We start from the raw sequence: 17,882 nt of genomic DNA on the forward strand, positions 1-17,882 counted from the left end.
TTTAAAGGATCCTTAGGCTAATATAAATTTTTCATGAAAAAGAATTAATTGGCAGCGGCGTCTACCGCCAGATGGTATAAAGGCAGGAGCGTGTGGAAGGTCTCCGCAATGAAAGCTTCCAGCTTGTCCGCCTGCGCGAGCAGCGGATCGGTGGCCGGCAAGTTGCGGCCCAGCAGCAATTCGGCTTTTTTCACGTCGCGGAACCGTTCGAGTGCAGAAATCCAGCCGGCGCGGTCCAATTCGGACAGCGGAGTGACGTCTTTTTTCATATGATCGAATGAAAGGACGAAATCGGCAGGCAGCTTCGCCATGGTGTCCAAATGGTTCATGTAGCTAGTTGCGATCTGGCTTTTGCTCGGAAGCTCATAGATTAGGGCGAGCCAAATAAAGACGCGATCGTCAAACAAGCCGACCTGAAAATGCGGTACCTGCTTATATCCGCGCTTGTTCGGACAGATCGCGAGCCAGGTATCGACAGGGGGATTGACTTTGCGGCGAAGGTGTTTGGCGATGTGCAGGAACATTTCGCTGCCCACGTGCAATGAGAGATCAGTGGTCAGCGCGTCACCGAGCGACTTGAATTTAGGCTGAATACGCTCGCGGATCGCTTCCATACGGCCGTCTAGCCCCTCAATTGAAAAGGTATCAAAATCGTGTGAAGTAAACCCGGCAAAACTCATAAGGCGTAGCCCTCTTTTCCAAATACATGTTTTCAATCATTTTAAAGGATAAGATGTCTTCCCGCAATTGTATCGCGCTCCTTGCAATCAGAACTAGGACAATAGTTCGATTTTTGTCGAAAAAAGCAGGGAAATTCAGCCATTTGCCGAAAGAAATGGAGTTAGCATTTGTGCACGAAGAGGAGGAGATACCGAGATGAAGCTTTCGAGAATGTCCAAAATAGGGATCGCCGTCGCTGTGATGGGCACCTGCTTTACCGCTGGCGTATATGCGCAGGATGTGCTGCAGCGCGTGGATGCTTATTTGCGGCCGGACTTTAAAGTTGTTGTGGGCGGTCAAAATATCCAGCTGGCGAACCCGCCGCTGATTTATAATAATACCAGCTATTTGCCGGTGAAGGAACTTGGCGGGTACTTGAACGCGGTTGTCAATTGGCAGGAAAGCACGAAAACGATTTATGTGAATCCGCGCATTAATGAGAACCAGCCTGCCCAAGGGAATGAGACGAACTATACGGAAATCGTTCTTCAATCTCCCTATGCGTACTATATGGATTATCGGGGCGGGACGTTTCCGGTGCTCATGAACATGACCGTGGATCAAAATTACTACCGCCTGGCAGATGTTACTCGCATGGGTGTGGATACGAGCGGCCTTCGCAAAGCCAAAGAGAAATATACGCAGGAGCTGTACGTCGGAGAATCGGAGCTCAATAAAGTCTGGGGGAACCAGCCGCCGCAGCCTTCCTACACGATCTACGAACCGATTGTAATCTCCGGGGAGACGGATACCGTCAAGCTCAAAGCACTGCGGGACTATGTTGAAAGTTTTCGCTACTACCAAATTAACCAGACGGCGTATTATTCCACTCCGCTCATTATCGATAAACTGCCGGAAGAGAATACATACAGCTACCTGCTGAATGAGAATAATCATTATTACAAGACGACGCTCAAACTGACGCAGACGTTCATCATTGGTAACAACACGCCGAATTATGTCGTTGGCAGTTCAAACAAAGAGGACATCGAAGTGACACCGGTCAATCGATAAAGGGTGTCAAAGGTAAGGGGATGGGGACAATGAGCAGAGCGGCAACAGAAGTCGCGGAATGGATGCTGGCTGAACTGAAAAACGCCGGCATCCTGCATCAGGACAAGGCAGTGGACTATATAATCGAGCACTTTGGGGAATCCTTTATCTACACCAACGAGAACGGCAATCGTTCCATTGATAAGGAAGTTAAAAAAATCTTTAAGAAGCTGCACGGCGGAAGAGCCGCCTGGGAGCGGGACGGTTTCTTTTGGGGGTGGCACTAGCCTAGCATGCTAGGCTAGTAATCCGGGCTTGTATAGGTCGATCAAGACGTCATATTTTTGTGCGGTTTCTTTTTAAAAAATATCCATAATCCAAGTTGCTAAAACATAGAATTCATAATAAGATAACATTAAGCAGATAAGTTGTCTGAATATTCAACAAAATCTATGCGCACCATTATGGAGGGGATTGCCGTGAGTAAGAGTCATGAAGTGGAGTATTGCAACCTAGAGTTACGATTTGATCGCCGGCTAATCCGGAACTTCATTAAATCGCTCATTCAGGAAGGATATTCTCTGTATTGGAACGAAAGTGAACTGCAATTTATTATCTCGATACGCACTGGACGCAAGCTGATTAAATTAAAGTTCGAGCGCATTGGCGAGAAGTACAAAATTGTCGGCAACTACTCCTTCAAGGACGAGAAGCTAGCCGAAATGATGGAGAAGTTGATCGGGGATACACGCGGCCACGCGGTCGTCAAACGCTTCAAGGACCGGCAAATTCTCATCGAGAATATTATGTTTGGTGAGATTATCCGCATGGTTGAGATCAGCGGCATCGAGCATAAAGTGCTGTATCAGAAGGAGCCGGCCGTGACCGTTGAAGAAGTGATGCAGGCACTGCGATCGAAACGGACCGACGAGCGCATTCCGGTGCTGCGGTTGGAGCTGGATTATGAGCTGGCAACGCTGCAAGATGCGATCGCTGCGGGGGACTTGAAGGCTGTGATGGACAGCAAGCTGAAGCTGCTTGAACTGCGACAAGAAATGTTACTATTGGAGATGTGAGAATGAAGCGTGAGATGGGGTAAAAGAGAGCCTGTGTGGATACATACGGGACTCTCTTTTTGTGTTATAAAGGGCCTCTTCATGCCGAGAAGGCGGGAGGGGTTGTGTTTTTGCATTCCCCCTATTGTTAACGTGTGCATTCCTGTGGTAAGCTAAGATACGAGGTGATGGCATGAGCGTTACCATTAAAGATATAGCCAAGCTCGCGGGCGTCTCGCATACGACCGTTTCACGGGCGCTCAACAATTCTCCGCTCATTCAAGAGGAGACGAAGGAGCGTATTCGTGCGCTGGCGGAGCAGCTTGATTATACGCCGAATTACAATGCCAAGAGTCTGGTGCTGGATCGTTCGTATAACTTGGGGCTGTTTTTTACAACACTAAGCCAGGGAACTTCTGCCGGATTCTTCTACGAGGCAATTCGGGGCGTGAATTCCGTCATCCAGGACCGATACCAGCTGATTGTCAAAGGGATCGATGACTACACGAGCTTTCATTCGATTACGAAAAAAAGCTTCGACGGCATCATCGTCGTTTCCCAAAGCGACAACGATCAGCCGATCATCGAGCATATTGCCGGCAAAGGCATTCCGCTCGTCGTGCTGAACCGGCCTGTGGACACGTCAGGTGTGCTGAACGTGCTGTCCGATGAGGAGCAGGGCGCTTACCACGCCGGCTGTTACTTGATTGAGCAGGGGCATCGCCGCATAGCTCTGATTGAAGGGCGGAAGGGCTTCCGTTCGGCGAAGCATCGGCAGGCGGGCTTTGAACGCGCCATGGCCGAGCACGGGATCGTGACGCCAGCGACATATCGCCAGCCCGGTTTGTATGATTTGGAGAGCGGTCATTTGGCGATGCAGAAGTTTCTTGCGCTGCCTGAGCCGCCGACGGCTGTTTTTTGCTGCAACGACGAGATGGCGCTGGGCGCAATGAAAGCGGCGTACGGGGCAGGTCTTCGCGTGCCGAGAGACATATCCGTCATGGGCTTCGACGATACGGTGTTTGCGGGGTACGTCACGCCTGCGCTCACCACGGTGCGAAGGCCGATTGAACAAATTAGTAAAGAAGGCGCTATGCGGCTTCTTGGCAATATAGAAAACAAGCTTCATACGACAGAGCGAGTGCTTCTCCATACGGAGCTGATCGTTCGCGAGTCGGTGCAAGCGCTAAAAGCAGAAGAAAGTGGGAGAGACGCATGAGCGTATTGAGAGAGCTGCTAAAGGATATTCCGATTCCACAAATGGTGAAAATTCGCCAAAAATTCGATCGCGCGATCATCCAAAATCCGGAGGAAGCGCTCGCGAAAGAGCTTAGCGCTTCCGGCGTGATGGAAACGATTCAGCCCGGCCAACAGGTGGCGGTCGCCGTCGGCAGTCGCGGCATCGCGAACATCGCGGGCTTCACGAAGACAACGCTCGACGCGATCAAAGCACGCGGCGCGCATCCGTTCATCGTGCCGTGCATGGGCAGCCATGGCGGCGCGACGGCCGAAGGCCAGACCGAGGTGCTGGAGCATCTCGGCATCACCGAAGCGTCCATGGGCGCGCCGATTCGGTCGTCCATGGACGTGGTCGAGATCGACAAGCTGCCGAACGGGCTGCCGGTGTATGTCGACCGCATCGCCTCCGAGGCGGATGCGATTGTCGTGATCAACCGCGTGAAGCCGCACACGGCGTTCCGCGGACGCATCGAGAGCGGCATCATGAAGATGATCGCGATCGGGCTCGGCAAGCAAAAGGGTGCGGAAGCCTGCCACCAGCTCGGCTTCAAATACATGGCGGAGAACGTGCCGGCCATGGCCAAAATCATGATCGACAAGCTGCCGATCGTGTTCGGCGTAGCGCTTGTCGAGAACGCGTACGACGAGACGTGCCGCATCGAAGTGCTGCCGGCAGCCGAGATTGAGGCGCGCGAGGAAGAGCTTCTAGTTGAAGCGAAGTCGCGTTTGCCGAAAATTTTGTTCGATCAAGTCGATGTGCTCGTCATTGACTACATCGGGAAAAACATTTCCGGCGACGGCATGGACCCTAACGTCACGGGCCGTTACCCGACGCCTTATGCGCACGGCGGGCCGGACGTGTCCAAGATGGTCGTGCTCGATCTGACGCCGGAGACGAAAGGCAACGCGAACGGCGTCGGCACCGCGGACTTTACGACGCAGCGTCTCGTGGACAAAACCAACCTCACGTTCACGTACGCGAACGGGCTCACGTCCACAGTCTGTGCGCCGACCAAAATCGCGACTACGCTCGAGAACGACTTTTACGCGATCAAAGCCGCCGTGAAAACGTGCAATATTTTGGACTACACGACGTGCCGTCTTGTACGCATTCAAGATACGCTGCACCTCGGCGAGATCGAAATTTCCGTGAATTTGCTGGAGGAAGCGCGCCAGCACCCGGACATTGAAATTTTGTCCGAGCCGTATGAGCTACAATTCGATGCAGAGGGGAACATTGTCCATGACGGAAAAGCCAGCTCCTCGCACCACTAATTCGGGAGCAGGAGACCAACCTTATGTTGTTGCCGCCGACATCGGCACAACGAGCACCAAGACGCTGATTATCGATCGGAACGGGCAGGTGCTTGCCTCCCATTCCATCGAGTATCCGCTGTTTACCCCGGCGCCGGGCCGCGCGGAGCAAGATCCGGAACAAATCTTTAACGCGGTCGTGGACGGGATCGGCGAAGTTGTGCGCAAGCTTAGCTTGATGCCGGAGCAAATCCTGTGCGTTTCCTTCTCTTCCGCCATGCACAGCCTGATCGCAGTTGACGAGCGGCTCACCCCGCTCACGCAGTGCATCACCTGGGCGGACAACCGCGCAGCCCAGTACGCGGAAGAGCTGCGGCGCAGCGGGCTGGGCCAGCAGATTTACTCACGCACCGGCACGCCGATTCACCCGATGTCGCCGTTGACCAAGCTCATGTGGTTCAAAGACCACGAGCCTGAGCTGACGCAAAGGACATACAAATTCATCGGCATCAAGGACTACGTGTTTGCCAAATTGTTCGGCGAGTACGTCATCGACTACTCGCTGGCGAGTGCAACCGGCCTCTTCAATCTCGAGAAGCTCGATTGGGACGAGGAGGCGCTTCAGCTCGCCGGCGTGACGCCGAAGCAGCTCTCCACGTTGGTGCCGACGACGCACCGCGTCCAAGGCATGAGCGCCGAGTACGCAGCGCGGACGGGCCTTGCCGTCGACACGCCGTTCATCGTCGGCGCGTCGGACGGCGTACTCGCCAACCTTGGCGTCGGCGCGTTTGAGCCTGGTGTCGTCGCCGTCACGATCGGCACGAGCGGCGCGGTTCGCGCCGTGGTGAACAAGCCGCAGACCGACCCGGAAGGCAAGCTGTTCTGCTACGCGCTGACCGAGGATTTCTGGGTCGTCGGCGGGCCGATCAACAACGGCGGCATCGTGTTCCGCTGGGTGCGGGACCAAATCGCCACGGCTGAAGCCGAAGAGGCGCGTCGTCTGGGTCTTGACCCGTACGACCATCTGACAGCGATTGCGTCGGAAGTCAGCGCCGGCTCGGACGGCTTGCTGTTCCTGCCGCTGCTGTCCGGCGAGCGCGCGCCGTATTGGAATGCGAACGCGCGCGGGGTGTATTTTGGCCTTAGCTTAAGTCATCAGAAGAAGCACATGATTCGCGCAGCGCTGGAGGGCGTGATGTTCTCGATTCAAGCGGTGGCGAATTCGCTGGAGGGCATGATGGGGCCGGCGAAGGTCATTCGCGCGTCCGGCGGGTTTGCCCGTTCCGAGTTCTGGCGGCAAATGATGACCGACATGCTGGGCACGCCTGTGATCGTGCCGGACTCGATCGAAAGTTCAGGAATTGGCGCTGCCTTACTCGGCTTGCTCGCGATGGGCGAGATCGAGGATCTTTCGCTTGCCCATGAATGGATTGGGGTAGGGAAGGCACATGAAGTAAATGAAAGCGATTATCGCACATATCGACAATTGACATCTATTTATACGAACGTATATCATCAGTTAAAAGATCAATTCGACGCGATAACCGCCTTTCAAAGTCAGCAACGGAATCCGCAATCTTAATTACGCACAATGAACTGAGAGGATGGACGACACATGAACTTATTTGATCTTTCGGGAAAAACGGCCGTTATTATCGGCGGCAACAGCACGCTTGGCGGCTCCATGGCGCTTGCTTTGGCAGGCCACGGGGCGAAAGTAGCGATCGTAGGGCGCAACCAGGAGAAATGCGAAGAGGTGCGTGCGAGCATCGAAGAGATCGGCGGCACGGCGAAGTCGTTTGAAGCCGATGCGACGAAACGTGCGGATCTGGAGCGCATTTTGAGCGAGGTTATCGCTTGGAGCGGCAGCGCGGACATTCTGATGAACTGCCCAGGCAAAAACAGCGCAACGCCTTTCTTTGACATTTCGGAAGAAGAATGGGATTCTATTATGGAAGTCAATCTGAAAAGCGTCGTTCTGGCCTGCCAAGTTTTCGGCAAATACATGGTCGAACGCGGTGAAGGCGGAAGCATTATTAACATTTCATCCGTTTCTTCCGGTCCGCCGCTTTCCCGTGTGTTCACGTACTCCGCCTCGAAAGCAGCTGTTAACAACATCACACAGAACCTTGCGCGCGAATTTGCGCCGAGCCGTGTGCGTGTGAATGCCATTATTCCTGGCTTTTTCCCTGCGGAACAGAACCGCAAGATCTTGTCGCCTGAACGGATCGAGTCCATTATGCGCCATACGCCAATGAATCGTTTTGGCGAAGCGGCGGAACTCCAAGGGGCTGCCGTATATCTGGCTTCCGAGAAAGCGTCCAGCTTTGTGACGGGAACAGTGTTAAGAGTGGATGGCGGCTTTGGCGCGATGACGATTTAATAAAAATTTATATATCGGAAGGGTGTATGAGAGACATGTCGAAGCAACAAATTGGTGTCGTAGGTTTGGCGGTAATGGGTAAAAACTTGGCTCTGAACATTGAAAGCAGAGGTTTTACCGTTTCTGTTTTCAACCGCTCTGCTGAGAAAACAAAAGAGCTTCTTGCTGAAGCCCCTGGTAAAAATTTGGTAGGTACATACAGCGTGGAAGAGTTCGTGCAATCGCTGGAAGTGCCGCGCAAAATTTTGATCATGGTCAAAGCGGGCGGCCCGACAGACGACACAATTAACCAACTGCTGCCTCACCTCGAGAAAGGAGACATTCTGATCGACGGAGGCAACGCGTTCTTCCCGGACACGCAGCGTCGCAACAAAGAGCTGGAAGCGCACGGCATCCGTTTCGTTGGAACTGGGGTTTCCGGCGGCGAAGAAGGCGCGCTGAAAGGGCCTGCAATTATGCCGGGCGGACAAGAAAGTGCCTACAAATTGGTTGAGCCTATTTTGACAGCAATCTCGGCAAAAGTCGGCGACGACGCTTGCTGCACATACATCGGACCGGACGGCGCGGGGCACTACGTGAAAATGGTGCACAACGGCATCGAGTACGGCGACATGCAGCTCATCTGCGAAGCGTATCAATTGCTGAAAGACGTGCTGAACGTCACAACAGAAGAGCTTCATGAAATTTTCACAGAGTGGAATAACGGCGAGCTGGACAGCTACCTCATCGAAATTACCCGTGACATTTTCACGAAATACGATGCAGAAACAGGCAAACCGATGGTTGACGTCATCCTGGACTCCGCAGGTCAAAAAGGGACAGGAAAATGGACCAGCCAAAGCGCGCTGGACCTGGGCGTACCGCTTTCGATTATCACGGAATCCGTCTTCGCCCGTTTCATCTCCGCGATGAAAGAAGAGCGCGTTGCAGCAAGCAAAGTGTTGAAAGGGCCTGAGGCTCCTGCATTTACAGGTGACCGCAAAGCGTTCATCGAGGCTGTTCGCCAAGCGCTGTACGCTTCCAAAATTTGCTCCTACGCGCAAGGCTTCGCTCAAATGAGAGCGGCTTCCGACGAATATAAATGGGATCTGAAATACGGCAACATCGCGATGATTTTCCGCGGCGGCTGCATCATTCGTGCAAGATTCCTGCAAAACATCAAGGATGCGTACGACCGCAACCCTGAGCTTAAAAACCTGCTGCTGGATTCCTACTTCCAAGGTATCGTTGACAATTATCAACAATCGTGGAGACAAGTCGTAGCAGAAGCGGTTACACGCGGCATCGCGGTACCTTCCTTCGCATCAGCACTTGCGTACTACGACAGCTACCGTACGGAAAGACTGCCGGCGAACCTGCTGCAAGCGCAGCGCGACTACTTCGGCGCGCACACGTTCCAACGTGTGGATAAAGAAGGCACATTCCACTACAACTGGATGGCCAGCGAGTAATCGGAGGGGCTATGCCTCTTCCTGCAAGCCGAATGCGGCTTCCTTGAGCCACATTTTCAGCCGATCGGTTTCGGTGTCGAAGCCGTTATGCTGGTGAATGAGCATGAGGGAAACCTCGGCAAAATAACGAAAGTTTCGTAATAATCGTGGTTGAGCAAGGCCCTGCATTTGCGGGTCTTCTTCAGCCACTTTTTTCTTAATATATTCGAGAATCCAGACAATATCTTCCCGGCAGAGGGCATAGCTTGGGTGCAAAATTTGCTCCAGCTTGCGTTGTGTGCGATTCGTAAAGGTTGTAGATTGTTTCAGAACAGTCGGGTTCAAAGCGCCATCTCTCCTTCTTTCAGGTGGTCTTTCTCCAAGCTTAACTGTTTCTGTTGGCATTTATTCAGCGTATCGGAAGATATTTCCTCGTCCCGTCCATGAAAGGACGGTAGGCCGTTTATCTTTGTACTACGTATATGATTTTGGATAGAAATGTATTCATGTGTGAACCGCTATGGTATGATGTTGGGAAAGTTTGAAGTGACTGCGTAGTTGCGCTCGAACAGCGCGTGGAAAAGGGGAATTCAGGTGACCGTTCGCAATCTGGTGTTGGTAGGTTTTATGGGAACAGGCAAGTCCACGATTGGCAAAAAGCTGGCGGAGCGCCTCCATTGGCGCTTTATTGATGCGGATGCGGCGATTGAAGCGAATCAGGGATCGAGCATTACAGAAATATTCCGACTTCAAGGAGAAGCTTATTTTCGCAAGGTCGAATCGCAAGTGCTGGCCGGCGTTTTGACGGGCGCTTGCCAAGTCGTAGCGACGGGAGGCGGCGCTGTGCTGGCGCAGGAGAACCGGGACTGCATGCTGGCAAACAGCTTCGTTGTGGGGCTTAAAGCTTCGGCGGAAGCGATCATTGACCGTGTAAGTCAAGATACGAACCGGCCGCTGCTGCAAGGCAATTTGGAAGAGCGGGTACATACGTTGTTGGAGTCGCGTAAAACTGCGTACGATTTTGCGCACGTCACGATTGACACAACGGCGCTCACGGTGGAACAGATCGTCGAGGAGATTGTCGGCCGGATGAGTTAGCGAGAAGTGGACAAGCTAGGCGTCATTCCTAAAAGTACCGCTACGTTTCAGACAAATCGCCGTAGGCCCGGTGGTTTTGTCTGAAACTGTGGGCGGTAATTTTGAAAAGCGCCCTTAGTCTTCCCACTCCAGCATGCCGCCGGTCATGTTTTTGAGTCCGCTGACGCCTTGCGCTTCCAAGAACGCAAGTGCGCGCCCGCTGCGATTGCCGCTGCGGCAGACGAGGATGACTTCCTCGGCTTTAGGGATGTCGTTCATTCGGTCAGGCAGCTGCCCGAGCGGGATATGTACGGCGCCTGGAATCATGCCTTGCGCTACTTCTTCATCTTCGCGTACGTCGACGATGACCAGCTTTTCACCGTTCGCGAGGCGTGCTTTGACTTCGGATGGCAGAATTGTATCCATGGTGTGACCTCCTTCTCTTACTAAGGGGTATCCCCCTCATCTCCGTATGATAGAAACAAAAACGCGAGATGTCAAACGCACGGACCGCTTTCGGACATTAGTTGGAAAAGGATCGCAAGGTTCCCAAGTTCTATTTCGTATGGTACACTGGCAATATAACATTGGAAGCTAGGTTTCTGTTCAACGCGGAAACTGTACATAATTATTTATTTGTGAAGGAGCCGTCCATTTACATGAAAGCCATCGTTTATCCTACAAGTCATCTCCTGGGGGAAATCAACGCCCTTTCCTCCAAAAACTATACGACCCGCTATCTCCTGATTGGCGCGCTCGCCGAAGGGACAAGCACGATATACTATCCTGCGCATAGCGAGGACAGCGATGCGATGCGCCGCTGCGTGCGCGATCTGGGCGCGATTATCGAAGAGGACGATGAGAAAATCGTGATCACCGGCTTCGGCAAACATCCGAAGCATGTGTCCGAACTGAACGTCGGCAACGCGGGCGCTGTGCTTCGCTTCTTGATGTCGATTGCGGCATTTTGTCCTGATCTTACGTTTGTCAATACCTATCCGGAATCACTGGGCAAGCGCCCGCACGATGATCTGATTGACACGCTGCAGCAAATGGGGGTGGAAGTCGAGCATAACAACGGTCGTCTGCCCATTACGATCAAGGGCGGCAAGCCGCGCGGAGGCAAACTGACGGTTTCCGGCAACGTGAGCTCGCAGTTCCTCAGCTCCTTGCTTTTTATGACGCCGCTGCTTGAGGAAGACACGGAAATTGAAGTGCTTCACGATCTGAAATCCAAAATTATCGTCGGTCAAACGCTTGAGGTTATGCAGCAAGCCGGTATCGTTGTACATGCAAGCGATGATTTGATGCATTATCGCATCCCTGGAGGACAATCCTATCAAGCAAAGGAGTATGTCATCCAAGGCGATTACCCTGGATCAGCTGCAATTTTGGCGGCTGCGGCCGTCACGAACTCGGACGTTCGCGTACTGCGTTTGGAAGAGAACAGCAAGCAGGGTGAGAAAGCGTGCGTGGATGTGCTTCGCGCCATGGGCGTGAACTTGACACACGATAACGGTGTCGTTCATGTCCGCGGCAATCAGCAGTTAGTGGCCGGCGAATTCGACGGCGACCATTTCACGGATGCGGTGTTGGCGATGGTAGCGGCGGCCGTATTCGCGAAGGGCACTTCGCGTTTCTATAATGTAGAGAACCTGCGCTACAAGGAATGCGACCGTATCACCGATTATTTGAATGAGCTTCGCAAAGCCGGTGCAGACGTGGAAGAGCGTCAAGCCGAAATTATCGTTCATGGCAAGCCGGAAGGCGTTACGGGCGGCGTTGAAATCAACGCGCATTTCGACCATCGCGTTATTATGGCGCTTACCGTTGTCGGCCTTCGCTCGGAGAAAGGCTTGACCATTCGCGATGCGCATCACGTAGCGAAGTCATATCCCCAATATTTCGATCATTTGCGTTCCATCGGCGCGAAAGTCGAGCTTGTTGAGGAATAATAAGATTATGGGCAAGTAGGTGAGTCAGCATGAGAATTCTTTGGCAGGGCTTGAAGGTGACATTCGGATTGTTTCTCGTTGCAGGTCTGGTGTTCGCCAGCTCCGTGCTCGTTGTCCTGCTGTACGCCAAAGCGACCGATCAGGAGCCGCTGCTCTTTGCGCCTTCGACGGTAGCGCTGGCAGCAGGGGAGCCGCCTGTGCCGTCTCCGACGTCAGCGGGTAAGGTAGAACCAACGCCTTCCCCAGCCAGCCAAGTGAAATTATCAGCGATGATTGATGTCCCCGCGGTATCTCAGTTCCCCGAGCTGCCGGCAGGCTGTGAAATTACGAGTTTGACGATGCTTTTGCAACATTATGGCATCGCGAAATCGAAGATGGAGCTCGTTGAAGAAATGCCGCGCGACACCACGCAGGAGAAACTGAACGCTGACGGGAGCATCGCTTATTGGGGCAACCCTAACGTGGGCTTTGTCGGCGATGTATTCCGCAAGCAGCGCGGCTTCGGCATTTATCATGCAGGTCTGTTCCCGTTATTGAAACAGTACGTGCCGCAGGCGATCGATGTGACAGGCAAGCCGTTTGAAGCTTACGAGCAGCAGATTGCCAAGGGAATTCCGGTTATCGTGTGGACGACGATCGACTATCAATTGCCTTATAAATGGGTGACCTGGGATACTTCGCTCGGCCCGATTCAAACGACATATTCGGAGCACGCTGTCGTTCTCGTCGGCTACGATGAAACGAATGTATACTTGAACGATCCGTATAACGGTGGCAAGCAGGTACAAGTGAACAAAAAGCAGTTCATGGACAGCTGGGAAGCCATGGGAAAACAAGGTCTTACTTATTCCAAATAAGAAGGAGTGCGTTACATATGGGGTTTGATAATCCGTCCAGAGAACGTATCAAGGAAATACTCGCAGGAGCCGGCAATATTGCCGTTGTCGGTCTGTCGGATAAGTCGGATCGGACGTCTTATATGGTCGCGGAAGCGATGCAAAAGAGAGGCTATCGGATCATTCCGGTTAATCCGAATGCCGAAAACATCTTAGGCGAGAAGTGCTATCCGTCGCTCTCCGATATTCCGGAGCCGGTCGATATCGTCAACGTATTCCGCCGCGCGGATCAGGTTGTACCGGTCGCTGAGGAGGCGGTCAAGATTAATGCGAAGGTGTTCTGGCTGCAGCTTGACATCGTGAACGAGGAAGCGGCCGCAATCGCGCAGGACGCCGGTCTTGAAGTCATTATGGACCGCTGCATCAAAGTCGAGGACGCGATTCTTCATCCGCGACAGCCATAACGCAAAAAACCGCTAACAGCTCCCTTGGAGGGACGTCGTTAGCGGTTTTTATATAAGACTACGCTTTTAAAACATCATGGTCGACATAACGAGCTCCGTTCAGCTCGCTGATCACGTTGATTGCTACTTTGGCGCCGTCGCCTGCTGTAATGATTGTGTGCATGCTGACGCCGGCAACTGTTCCTGCCGCCCAGACGCCTTGGACGTTCGTCTTGCCTTGGCTGTCCACGCCGACGATCGATTTGATGCGCGGCTCCGTGCCTGGCTTGATTTCGATGCCGGAAGCCTCTGCGAGATCTACTGACAACCCTGTCGCCAAAATCACGTGCTTAGCGGTGTATGTAGCGTCTTCCGTCGAAACTTGAAGCCCTTCAGCTGTAGACACTAGTTTAACGGCTTTGCCTTGTTTAAATTCGGTACCAAACTTCGCGGCCTGCTTCTTCCCGATCTCAACGAGATCTGGGCCGGTGATGCCGTCCACGCCGTAATGATTCTCGATCCAGGCTCTTTTCGTCACACTTTGGTCGCTATCGATCACAAGCGTGGATTTTCCTGCTTTGGACGTGAAAAGCGCAGCGCTCGCGCCTGTTGGACCTGCGCCGACAACAATGACATCATAAGACATGTGCATAAAACCTCCCTGAGAATGGTAATGGTACAAGAATAGTATGCCAGATACGCGATGACTTAGTCAATTTATGTGTTTAGAATGTAGCTGAAAGGAATTTCCAGTGCGAATGCCAGCCCTTATTTTGTTTTGACAAACGCACGCACAAGCTATACGATTTGAGAAGAGCCTATTCGCGTTCACAATAGAAAGGTTCGACTATGCGAAGGAGGTAGCATCCGTTTGAACTGGATGGGGAACTTACAACAGCTTGGCCGCTCCTTAATGCTGCCTACCATTGCGCTTCCTATTTCTGCGATACTGCTCAGGTTAGGGGATTTGCCTTGGGATGCTGTACATGCCGCGGGCTTTGGAGATATGCTGATGCTCGCCGGGCGAACCGTCTTTGATTATATACCGATTATTTTTGCGGTTGGCGTTGCGCTCGGATTAACGGAAAGTGCGGGCATCGCCGGCTTGTCGGCCATGCTCGGATACTTTATGTTTACGCGGCTGGTTGAACATCAGCTGGGCTCGCAATTTCAACTAGGAGTGTCCGGCGGTATCCTGATCGGGCTTTTGTCCGCTATTATTTATCATCGCTTTAAAGATGTAAAGCTGCCGGAGTATATTCAATTTTTTGGCGGACCGAGGATCGTACCGCTGATTATGGGCTTCGCAACCTTAATTGTTTCGTATATTATGATCGGCATCGGACCTTATTTGGAAGTGGGGATGGGCAAGTTGTCCTCGTTTCTGCTTGGATTAGGGGGCTTCGGCGCCTTTTTGTACGGTATCGGTCACCGTTTGCTCGTGCCTTCGGGGCTGCATCATATTCTAAACAACTTCTTCTGGTTTCAGGTGGGCGCTTACAAAGAACCTTCAGGCCAGTATGCCTATGGCGATCTGCCGCGATTCTTCGCGGGCGATCCTACGGCTGGCATTTACATGGCGGGCTTATACCCGATCATGATGTTTGCGCTGCCGGCCATCGCCTTTGCCATTATCGGGGAAGCGCGGGAAGATTTGAAGCCCAAAATCAGGGCGACGTTTCTTACCGCTGCGCTGGCTTCCTTTTTAACCGGAGTGACCGAGCCGATTGAATTCGCATTTCTTTTTGTGGCGCCGTATCTGTTTGTCGTTCATGCGATTCTATCGGGGGCTGCGATGTGGATTGCGTACGAGCTGAATATTCATCACGGATTCTCCTACTCAGCCGGAGCGATTGATTATATTATCAACCTGCACCTCGCGCACAACGGCCTGCTGCTGATTCCGATCGGCATCGTCTACGGGCTCTTATATTACTTCTTGTTCCGCTGGGCGATTCAGCGTTTTCGGATTCCGACGCCGGGACGGGAAGAAGGCTCGCCTTTGGAAGAATGGGCAGGGGATATCCCGTACCGGTCTCCGCTTATTTTACAGGCGCTTGGCGGGAAAGAAAATATTAAGAAGATTGAAGCCTGCATTACAAGATTGCGACTTACACTTGTCAACGATCGTCTGATGGACATCACGGCACTTAAACACTTGGGAGCAGCAGGCGTCATTCGTCTTGGAGGAGGCAATGTACAAGTCGTGTTTGGGACATTTTCAGAACTCATTCGAGAAGAAATCATGAAAGTGCTGCGCAAAGATATTCATGTCGTCCTCTTTACAGCGCCGATGCAGGGACGCATGATTCCGATCGAGGAGGTGCCGGATAAAATTTTTGCATCGCGCCTAGTCGGCAACGGCGTCGCCTTCATCCCGGAGAAAGGGGAACTGTTCTCACCGGTTGCGGGTACCATCGTCCACATTTACCCGACGATGCATGCACTCGGGATTGTCACGGAAGAAGGGCTTGAGGTGCTGCTGCACATCGGCATCGATACATCCAGCCTTCCCGGCAAATGCTTCAATGCCGTCGTGAAGGAAGGTGATCGCGTTGAGCCCGGCCAACTTTTGGTCAAATTCAATTACAATAAAGTGAAAAAGCTTGCCTCTTCGCTGGCGACACCGATGATTATCACCAATCCGGACATCGTCAAATCATGGAGCTTTGCGCCGTACAAGCCGGTTAAAAAAGGCCAGGCCTCCGTGATGTCTGTGGTTCTGAAGCCTACTAAATCCGAAGGGGGGACAAACGGATGATTAGAGGGATAGGAGCTTCTTCGGGCATTGCAATGGGCAAAGCCTTCGTAATTCCAACCTGGGAATGGGATTTTCCGGAAAAAATGATTGACGTCACCGACCTCGCTTACGAGTTTGAGCGTTTATATGACGGCATCCGCTCCTCCAAGGATGAGCTCGAACTCATCAAGCAGGAGATCAAAGAAGTGGTCGGCCAGGATCAGGCCTATATTTTCGATGCGCATCTGGCGATTCTGGAAGATCCGATTTTTATGAATGAGATCCAGGGGATCATCGAGCTGCAGTACAAAGCGGCGGAAGTCGCGGTTAAAGAAGTGATCGACAAATTTGTCGACATGTTCAATTTGATCGATGACGAATACATGAAAGAGCGGGCGCTCGATATTAAGGATGTCGGCAATCGCCTGCTCAAGCACTTGCTGGGCGATACCAACCAGACGGTGCCGCCAAACGATCATCCGTATATTTTGGTAGCGAAAGAGCTCACGCCGTCACAGCTGGCGCATCTCGATCCGTCGAATGTGCTCGGGCTGCTGACGATTCTCGGAGGCACGCATTCCCATGTGTCGATCATGGCGCGCGCGATGTCGGTTCCGTACGTGCTCGGTCTGGAGGGCAAGCTGCTGCGACCGATCCAGAACGGCGATTTCCTGATCATTGACGGCCAAGAAGGAACGCTGTACATCAATCCGGATAAAATCACCATCGAACGCTATCAGATGCGGCAAAAAAATTGGCTGGATTTTAAGGAGAGCTTGCAGGAAATTGCCGATGTTGCGCCAGTAACGCTGGATCAAAGCCTAGTGAACCTTCATGCGAATATTAACTCCATCATGGAGATTGATCAGGTGATCCGCAACGGTGCATCCGGCGTCGGTTTGTTCCGGACGGAGTATCTGTATATGGACCGCGACTCCTTGCCGACGGAAGACGAGCAATTTGAAGTGTACCGCCACGCGGCGATTCAGCTCAAAGGGCGTCCAATTGTGGTCCGCACGCTTGATATTGGCGGCGATAAGAAGCTGGACTATTTGCCGCTCGCGAAAGAAGACAATCCGTTCCTTGGCTATCGAGCGATTCGTATTTCCCTTGACCGCAGCGAGCTGTTTCTAGCGCAGCTCAGGGCAATTTTGCGGGCGAGTCATTACGGAAACGTGAAAATCATGTATCCGATGATTACGTCATTAGACGAGGTAAGGCAGGCTAAAACGCTGCTGGAGCGGGCCAAAGCCGATCTCACCGAGCGAGGAGTGCCGTTTAATCCGGACATCGAGGTTGGCCTGACGATTGAAGTGCCGGCTGCCGCGCTGATTGCCGATGTGCTGGCGACTGAAGTGAATTTTATGAGCATCGGCACCAATGACCTCGTCCAGTATGTCCTGGCCGTAGATCGCATGAACGAAACGATCGCGCACTTATACAATCCTTATCATCCTGCGGTCATTCGCATGCTCAAGCTTGTGATTGACGCAGGCAAAAGGGCGGGCATTCCCGTCGGCGTCTGCGGCGAAATGGCGGGCGATATTCGCGCGCTTCCGATTTGGCTGGGACTTGGCATCGAGGAGCTGAGCATTTCGGTGCAGACGCTGCTGCAAGTGAAGCACAGGCTGCTTGCGAGCGATTCGGCGGTATGCAAAACGTTGGTCGACCGCATCCTCGTATGCCGAACAAGCGATGAAATTATCGAATTGCTCACCGAAACGGAGCACAAAGAATCGATTGCAGGAGGGGCATAG

At 52.7% G+C, this 17,882-nt stretch carries 18 protein-coding genes; 14 read left to right on the forward strand and 4 right to left on the reverse strand.

Features of this window, described 5'->3' with window-relative positions; translation table 11 throughout:
* Positions 1–44 precede the first annotated feature (44 nt).
* The gene (locus EJQ19_RS27540; protein ID WP_126144440.1) at positions 45–680 is read right to left on the reverse strand and encodes a YktB family protein; all 636 of its coding nucleotides are present in this window, start codon (positions 678–680) and stop codon (positions 45–47) included.
* 196 nt (positions 681–876) lie between these two features.
* Between EJQ19_RS27540 and EJQ19_RS27545 the strand changes: the two genes are divergently transcribed.
* From EJQ19_RS27545 to gndA, 8 genes are all read left to right on the forward strand, one after another.
* The gene (locus EJQ19_RS27545) at positions 877–1,734 is read left to right on the forward strand and encodes a stalk domain-containing protein (RefSeq protein WP_126144441.1); all 858 of its coding nucleotides are present in this window, start codon (positions 877–879) and stop codon (positions 1,732–1,734) included.
* A 29-nt stretch (positions 1,735–1,763) separates the two neighbouring features.
* On the forward strand, positions 1,764–2,000 hold the full coding sequence (locus tag EJQ19_RS27550; protein WP_126144442.1) for a DUF6953 family protein: 237 nt from the start codon (positions 1,764–1,766) through the stop codon (positions 1,998–2,000).
* Positions 2,001–2,192: 192 nt separating this feature from the next.
* Positions 2,193–2,789 carry a hypothetical protein gene (locus EJQ19_RS27555; RefSeq protein ID WP_126144443.1) on the forward strand — a complete coding sequence of 199 codons (597 nt, stop codon included), beginning with the start codon at positions 2,193–2,195 and terminating at the stop codon, positions 2,787–2,789.
* Between the two features lie 172 nt (positions 2,790–2,961).
* Complete coding sequence (locus tag EJQ19_RS27560) at positions 2,962–3,987, forward strand: LacI family DNA-binding transcriptional regulator (protein ID WP_126144444.1); 1,026 nt, start codon at positions 2,962–2,964, stop codon at positions 3,985–3,987.
* A complete protein-coding gene (locus EJQ19_RS27565; RefSeq protein WP_126144445.1) occupies positions 3,984–5,282 on the forward strand; it encodes a nickel pincer cofactor-dependent isomerase, group 22 in 1,299 nt (432 codons plus the stop codon). The genes EJQ19_RS27560 and EJQ19_RS27565 overlap by 4 nt, the downstream gene beginning before the upstream one ends.
* Positions 5,251–6,843, forward strand: a complete 1,593-nt coding sequence (gene gntK, locus EJQ19_RS27570; RefSeq protein WP_126144446.1) for a gluconokinase — start codon at positions 5,251–5,253, stop codon at positions 6,841–6,843. Before EJQ19_RS27565 ends, gntK begins: the two co-directional genes overlap by 32 nt.
* A gap of 33 nt (positions 6,844–6,876) precedes the next feature.
* The gene (locus EJQ19_RS27575; protein WP_126144447.1) at positions 6,877–7,644 is read left to right on the forward strand and encodes an SDR family oxidoreductase; all 768 of its coding nucleotides are present in this window, start codon (positions 6,877–6,879) and stop codon (positions 7,642–7,644) included.
* A 35-nt stretch (positions 7,645–7,679) separates the two neighbouring features.
* Positions 7,680–9,095, forward strand: a complete 1,416-nt coding sequence (gndA, locus tag EJQ19_RS27580; RefSeq protein WP_126144448.1) for an NADP-dependent phosphogluconate dehydrogenase — start codon at positions 7,680–7,682, stop codon at positions 9,093–9,095.
* Between the two features lie 9 nt (positions 9,096–9,104).
* Here the strand turns inward: gndA and EJQ19_RS27585 are convergent, their stop codons facing one another.
* On the reverse strand, positions 9,105–9,419 hold the full coding sequence (locus EJQ19_RS27585) for a hypothetical protein (protein ID WP_241243108.1): 315 nt from the start codon (positions 9,417–9,419) through the stop codon (positions 9,105–9,107).
* A 249-nt stretch (positions 9,420–9,668) separates the two neighbouring features.
* On the opposite strand from EJQ19_RS27585, the gene EJQ19_RS27590 reads away from it, so the two are divergent.
* Positions 9,669–10,172, forward strand: a complete 504-nt coding sequence (locus tag EJQ19_RS27590; protein WP_126144449.1) for a shikimate kinase — start codon at positions 9,669–9,671, stop codon at positions 10,170–10,172.
* A 114-nt stretch (positions 10,173–10,286) separates the two neighbouring features.
* Here EJQ19_RS27590 and EJQ19_RS27595 read toward each other — a convergent pair whose 3' ends face one another.
* Positions 10,287–10,577: a rhodanese-like domain-containing protein gene (locus EJQ19_RS27595; RefSeq protein WP_126144450.1), complete on the reverse strand. Its 291-nt coding sequence runs from the start codon at positions 10,575–10,577 to the stop codon at positions 10,287–10,289.
* Positions 10,578–10,810: 233 nt separating this feature from the next.
* Between EJQ19_RS27595 and aroA the strand changes: the two genes are divergently transcribed.
* The 3 genes from aroA to EJQ19_RS27610 are packed head-to-tail and all read left to right on the forward strand — an operon-like array spanning position 10,811 to position 13,406.
* Complete coding sequence (gene aroA / locus EJQ19_RS27600) at positions 10,811–12,106, forward strand: 3-phosphoshikimate 1-carboxyvinyltransferase (RefSeq protein WP_126144451.1); 1,296 nt, start codon at positions 10,811–10,813, stop codon at positions 12,104–12,106.
* 29 nt (positions 12,107–12,135) lie between these two features.
* Complete coding sequence (locus tag EJQ19_RS27605) at positions 12,136–12,963, forward strand: C39 family peptidase (protein WP_126144452.1); 828 nt, start codon at positions 12,136–12,138, stop codon at positions 12,961–12,963.
* A gap of 17 nt (positions 12,964–12,980) precedes the next feature.
* Positions 12,981–13,406: a CoA-binding protein gene (locus EJQ19_RS27610; protein WP_126144453.1), complete on the forward strand. Its 426-nt coding sequence runs from the start codon at positions 12,981–12,983 to the stop codon at positions 13,404–13,406.
* Positions 13,407–13,464: 58 nt separating this feature from the next.
* Here EJQ19_RS27610 and EJQ19_RS27615 read toward each other — a convergent pair whose 3' ends face one another.
* Positions 13,465–14,031, reverse strand: coding sequence for an NAD(P)/FAD-dependent oxidoreductase (locus EJQ19_RS27615; protein WP_126144454.1), 567 nt, complete (start codon positions 14,029–14,031; stop codon positions 13,465–13,467).
* A 225-nt stretch (positions 14,032–14,256) separates the two neighbouring features.
* Between EJQ19_RS27615 and EJQ19_RS27620 the strand changes: the two genes are divergently transcribed.
* Both EJQ19_RS27620 and ptsP read left to right on the forward strand, forming a co-directional pair.
* Entirely contained in the window at positions 14,257–16,146 is a 1,890-nt protein-coding gene (locus EJQ19_RS27620; RefSeq protein WP_126144455.1) for a glucose PTS transporter subunit IIA, read from the forward strand.
* Complete coding sequence (gene ptsP / locus EJQ19_RS27625; protein ID WP_126144456.1) at positions 16,143–17,882, forward strand: phosphoenolpyruvate--protein phosphotransferase; 1,740 nt, start codon at positions 16,143–16,145, stop codon at positions 17,880–17,882. Before EJQ19_RS27620 ends, ptsP begins: the two co-directional genes overlap by 4 nt.

The organism is Paenibacillus whitsoniae (genome assembly GCF_003955665.1).
GTDB lineage: Bacteria > Bacillota > Bacilli > Paenibacillales > NBRC-103111 > Paenibacillus_E > Paenibacillus_E whitsoniae.

Bases quoted from the DNA above. Each gene is read 5' to 3' on its own strand.
- EJQ19_RS27540 (WP_126144440.1), bottom strand. From the start codon at position 680: ATGAGTTTTGCCGGGTTTACTTCACACGATTTTGATACCTTTTCAATT.
- EJQ19_RS27545 (WP_126144441.1), top strand. From the start codon at position 877: ATGAAGCTTTCGAGAATGTCCAAAATAGGGATCGCCGTCGCTGTGATG.
- EJQ19_RS27550 (WP_126144442.1), top strand. From the start codon at position 1,764: ATGAGCAGAGCGGCAACAGAAGTCGCGGAATGGATGCTGGCTGAACTG.
- EJQ19_RS27560 (WP_126144444.1), top strand. From the start codon at position 2,962: ATGAGCGTTACCATTAAAGATATAGCCAAGCTCGCGGGCGTCTCGCAT.
- EJQ19_RS27565 (WP_126144445.1), top strand. From the start codon at position 3,984: ATGAGCGTATTGAGAGAGCTGCTAAAGGATATTCCGATTCCACAAATG.
- gntK (WP_126144446.1), top strand. From the start codon at position 5,251: ATGACGGAAAAGCCAGCTCCTCGCACCACTAATTCGGGAGCAGGAGAC.
- EJQ19_RS27575 (WP_126144447.1), top strand. From the start codon at position 6,877: ATGAACTTATTTGATCTTTCGGGAAAAACGGCCGTTATTATCGGCGGC.
- gndA (WP_126144448.1), top strand. From the start codon at position 7,680: ATGTCGAAGCAACAAATTGGTGTCGTAGGTTTGGCGGTAATGGGTAAA.
- EJQ19_RS27595 (WP_126144450.1), bottom strand. From the start codon at position 10,577: ATGGATACAATTCTGCCATCCGAAGTCAAAGCACGCCTCGCGAACGGT.
- aroA (WP_126144451.1), top strand. From the start codon at position 10,811: ATGAAAGCCATCGTTTATCCTACAAGTCATCTCCTGGGGGAAATCAAC.
- EJQ19_RS27605 (WP_126144452.1), top strand. From the start codon at position 12,136: ATGAGAATTCTTTGGCAGGGCTTGAAGGTGACATTCGGATTGTTTCTC.
- EJQ19_RS27610 (WP_126144453.1), top strand. From the start codon at position 12,981: ATGGGGTTTGATAATCCGTCCAGAGAACGTATCAAGGAAATACTCGCA.
- EJQ19_RS27615 (WP_126144454.1), bottom strand. From the start codon at position 14,031: ATGTCTTATGATGTCATTGTTGTCGGCGCAGGTCCAACAGGCGCGAGC.
- ptsP (WP_126144456.1), top strand. From the start codon at position 16,143: ATGATTAGAGGGATAGGAGCTTCTTCGGGCATTGCAATGGGCAAAGCC.